The following is a 4,401-nucleotide window of genomic DNA, read 5'->3' as shown; positions in this document are numbered from 1 at the left end:
CGCCGTTGTACCGCCATGGCCGGTGACAGCACCGCGCGCCTGGCCTGCTTCGACCAGTGGGCGGGCCAGCAGGCCTGGAAAGCGCCTGCGGCATCGGCCAGCGCGGCGACCGGCAACACCACGGCCAGCACCGCACCGCCCACCCCCGTGGACACCACGCTGCCGGCCACCCGCCTCATCGACGTGGCCCAGGTGGAAGGCTGCCGCGACGAGCAGTACAGCACGCTGTCGCGCTTTTGGGAATTGGAGTCGGGCAGCGATTGCGGCACCTTCCGCTTCCGGGGCTACCGGCCGATCAGCATCTCGGTGGTCAAGGGCAGCAACGTCAACCGCCAGCCCACCTCGCCCGTGCCGGACCACAACGCCACCTCGGCCGTGGACTACCGGACCACCGAGAACCGCATCCAGCTGTCGGTGCGCACCAAGATCGCCCAGGGCCTGCTCACGCAGGGCCATCCCACGCTGAAGGACTCGGTGTGGGTGGGCTACACGCAGCAGTCGTACTGGCAGCTGTTCAGCCCCGACATCTCGCGCCCCTTCCGCGCCACCGACCACGAGCCGGAAGTGATGTACGTGTACCCCACCGACGCCAAGCTGCCCTTCGGCTGGCGCTGGCGCTACAGCGGCATCGGGCTGGTGCACCAGTCCAATGGCCAGAGCCTGCCGCTGTCGCGCAGCTGGAACCGCGTGTACCTGATGACCGGCATGGAGCTGGACAACCGCTGGAGCGTGAACGCGCGCCTGTGGAAGCGCCTGAGCGAAAGCGCCGACAGCGACGACAACCCGGGCATCAGCGACTACATCGGCCGGGGCGAGCTGCAGGTGAACTGGAACTACGACCGCGACAACACCGTGGGCGTGACCGTCCGCCACTCGCTGGCTTCCACGCCGCGCGGCTCGGCGCGCATCGAATGGCTGCAGAACCTGGGCAAGGGCCTGGGCGGCAGCAAGAGCAACCTGCGCCTGCACACCGCCCTGTTCAGCGGCTATGGCGACAGCATGATCGACTACAACCGCAAGCGCACGGTGTTCAGCGTCGGCCTGAGCCTGGTCGATTTCTGAGCGCCTGAACGCACGGCCGGCACTCGCCCGCGTGGCAAGGGGCCGGCCGCATCACATCCCGTTACCCTTTTGACAGGGCTGCTGCCTTGAATCGGCGCACACGCGCCGACACAATGGCACGCACATCGCAGTCCGGCAGGCCCCGCGCACCACTCCCTGGAAAAAGAGGCGTTTTCATGCCGCTTTCTCCACCATTGCTGGTCCAAGCCCCCGGGACAATGCCCCTCGGAGGACGAAACCATGGACATGCAATATCAGCTCAAGGCTGGAAGTTACTACCTGTACGACATGCGCGAGGCGCCCAGTGCCGTCACGGGCGAGCGCCGTTTCAAGCTGAAGACCGATACCGTCGCCATTGCCTTCGATGCGCACACGGGCGAAGTCCACCAGCACGGCACGCCGTCGCGCATCCAGTCCTGGGCCAGCAACACGCGCCGGCGCCTGCGCGCGGCCGGTGCGCTGGATGTGGCCAACGACATCGTCGTCGTCTCCGGCCCGCTGCCGGTGGACGAGCTCAACAAGTGCCTGTGGATCAACGGCTACTGCCGGCGCATGTTCAAGCGCCTGGCGAGCCTGCCGCACGGCAAGCTGCAGCGCCCGAGCGAGCCTTTCCGCAAGGCCGCCTGAGGATTTTTGAAACGGGTCAGGCCAGGGTTTCCTGCCCGCCCTCGGCATTCACATCCACGGTTTCCAGCACGTCCGCGTGCTTGACGATGGTCACAGGCACATGGCTCGCATGCACCAGCGCCTGCGACACCGACCCCAGCAACGCGCTGCTGATCGCGCCCTGCCCGCGGGCGCCGATCACCAGCATGCCGCAGCCGTGGCGCTCGGCGATGTCCACCAGCGTGTTCGCCACGTCGCCCACGCCCACATCGGTTTCGTGCTCCACGCCCGCGGCCTCGAAGATCGCACGGGCCGGGGCCATCAAGTGCAGGCCGGCTTCCAGGCTGGCCGCCGCGATGAGGTCCGGGTCGCGCGACACCACCATTTCGTAGAGCGTGGCGGGCTCCTGCACATGGGCCAGCACGACGCTGGCGCGCAGCCCCTGGCGCAGCAGGGCCAGGGTGTGGTGCACCGCATCCAGGGAGAGGTCCGAGCCATCGACGGCGATGAGGATCTTGAGCATGTCCGTGTCCTTTCCGGGAGTCTGAGGGGCCTGCCGGCGATGCGCTCCGCTCGCCCGGCAGGCAGTGCGGTCCAGTGTACCGGCGCCCCGCCGCGCCCCCGACCCTGTGGGCGTCTGGGACAATGCGCGCCATGCTGCAGTTCGACCTCCTGACCACCGACCCCGAAAGCCACGCGCGACGCGGCACCCTCACCCTGAACCACGGCGTGGTGCAGACCCCCATCTTCATGCCCGTGGGCACCTACGGCACCGTCAAGGGCGTGATGCCGCAGAGCCTGCACGACATGGGCGCGCAGATCATCCTGGGCAACACGTTCCACCTGTGGATGCGCCCGGGGCTGGACGTGATGCAGGGCTTCGGCGGCCTGCACGCGTTCGAGAAGTGGGACAAGCCCATCCTCACCGACTCCGGCGGCTTCCAGGTGTGGAGCCTGGGCGCCATGCGCAAGATCACCGAGGAAGGCGTGCACTTCGCCTCGCCCGTGAACGGCGACAAGCTCTTCATGTCGCCCGAGGTGAGCATGCAGATCCAGACCACGCTCAATTCCGACATCGTGATGCAGCTGGACGAGTGCACCCCGTACGAAACCAAGGGCCACCTGACCACCGAGCGCGAGGCGCGCACCTCGATGGAAATGAGCCTGCGCTGGGCGCAGCGGAGCCAAGACGAATTCCACCGCCTGAACAACCCCAACGCGCTGTTCGGCATCGTGCAGGGCGGCATGTTCGAGAACCTGCGGGCCGAATCGCTCGACCGGCTGGTGGAGATGGATTTCCCCGGCTACGCGGTGGGCGGCGTTTCGGTGGGCGAACCCAAGGACGAGATGCTGCGCATCATGGCGCACACGCCGCACCGCCTGCCGGCGCACAAGCCGCGCTACCTCATGGGCGTGGGCACGCCCGAAGACCTGGTGGAAGGCGTGGCCCAAGGCGTGGACATGTTCGACTGCGTGATGCCCACGCGCAATGCGCGCAACGGCACGATCTTCACGCGGTATGGCGACCTGAAGCTGCGCAATGCGCGCCACAAGGCCGACCACCAACCGCTCGACACCACCTGCACCTGCCATGCCTGTGCGGGCGCCGAGGGCGTGGCCTGGGACCAGGGCGGCCGCGGCGGCTTCAGCCGCGCGTACCTGCACCACCTGGACCGCTGCGGCGAAATGCTCGGCCCGATGCTCACCACCATCCACAACCTGCACTACTACCTGAACCTGATGCGCGAGGTGCGCGAATCGCTGGATGCGGGCCGCTTCGGCGAATTCCGCCGCCAGTTCGCGGTCGATCGCGCGCGGGGCGTGTAGCCTCGCGGCCCTGGCGCCCCAGGCCCCGGGCGATGTCCGCTGCGGGACGGCGGTGGTATCCGGTCAGGCGCGCGCCCGCTACGATGGCGCCATGCTGACCGTCCACCACCTCGAAACCTCGCGCTCGCAGCGCGTCCTGTGGCTCCTGGAAGAACTGGGCGTGCCCTACGAACTCCGGACCTACCAGCGTGACCCGCGCACCCGCCTGGCGCCGCCGGAGCTGCGCAAGATCCATCCGCTCGGCAAGTCGCCGGTCATCACCGAAGGCGACGAGGTGATCGCCGAATCGGGCGCCATCATCGAAACCCTGGTGGACCGCTACGGCGCGCAGGCGCAGGGCGAGCTCGCGCACCTGGAGCCCGCGCGCGGCACGCCCGAACGCCGCCAGTGCCGCTTCTGGATGCACTACGCCGAAGGCTCGCTGATGAACTGGCTGGTGATGAAGCTGGTCTTTCAGACGCTGCCCAGGCAGCCCATGCCGTTCTTCGTGCGGCCCATCGCGCGGGCCGTGTGCGGCAAGGCGGAGCAAAAGCTGGTGGACCCCAACCTGGCCACGGCCCTGGCCTTCATCGACGACCACCTGTCGCGCAACGCCTGGTTTGCCGGAGCCGACCTCACCATGGCCGATTTCCAGATGAGCTTTCCGGTCGAGGCGGCCATGAGCCGCGTGCAGTACGCCGACCGGCACACGCACCTGAAGGCCTACCAGGCCCGCATGCGGGCCCGCCCGGCCTACCAGCGGGCGCTGGCCAAGGGCGGCCCGGTGGTGATGGGCGGCTGAGGCGCCACGCCACCCGCGTACCAGCGCCCTTTCAAGCCGATCCTCTAGAGCGGTCCCGCCGGGGCCGGGCCACCGGCCAATGGCCCGGCGGCGTGCGGCACCGCCGCCGTACTGGCGTCCGAGTC

General features: G+C 68.5%; 5 protein-coding genes. 4 read left to right on the top strand and 1 reads right to left on the bottom strand.

All coding sequences use genetic code 11. From position 1 onward, the window contains the following. A partial coding sequence (locus AC27IQ_RS19335) for a phospholipase A (RefSeq protein WP_487090451.1) occupies positions 1–1,062 on the top strand: 1,062 nt, incomplete at its 5' end. Between the two features lie 240 nt (positions 1,063–1,302). Further along, complete coding sequence (locus AC27IQ_RS19330; protein WP_272566840.1) at positions 1,303–1,689, top strand: hypothetical protein; 387 nt, start codon at positions 1,303–1,305, stop codon at positions 1,687–1,689. A 16-nt stretch (positions 1,690–1,705) separates the two neighbouring features. Here the strand turns inward: AC27IQ_RS19330 and AC27IQ_RS19325 are convergent, their stop codons facing one another. Then, positions 1,706–2,191 (bottom strand): universal stress protein, encoded by a 486-nt coding sequence (locus tag AC27IQ_RS19325; RefSeq protein ID WP_272566839.1) that lies wholly within the window; start codon positions 2,189–2,191, stop codon positions 1,706–1,708. Positions 2,192–2,322: 131 nt separating this feature from the next. On the opposite strand from AC27IQ_RS19325, the gene tgt reads away from it, so the two are divergent. Further along, positions 2,323–3,495 carry a tRNA guanosine(34) transglycosylase Tgt gene (tgt, locus tag AC27IQ_RS19320; RefSeq protein ID WP_272566838.1) on the top strand — a complete coding sequence of 391 codons (1,173 nt, stop codon included), beginning with the start codon at positions 2,323–2,325 and terminating at the stop codon, positions 3,493–3,495. 91 nt (positions 3,496–3,586) lie between these two features. After that, complete coding sequence (locus AC27IQ_RS19315; RefSeq protein ID WP_487090450.1) at positions 3,587–4,276, top strand: glutathione S-transferase family protein; 690 nt, start codon at positions 3,587–3,589, stop codon at positions 4,274–4,276. Positions 4,277–4,401 lie beyond the last annotated feature (125 nt).

The organism is Acidovorax sp. KPB24-07, from assembly GCF_057543315.1.
The sequence above is the reverse complement of the archived record's forward strand: the minus strand, read 5'-3'. Positions and strand labels throughout refer to the sequence as shown.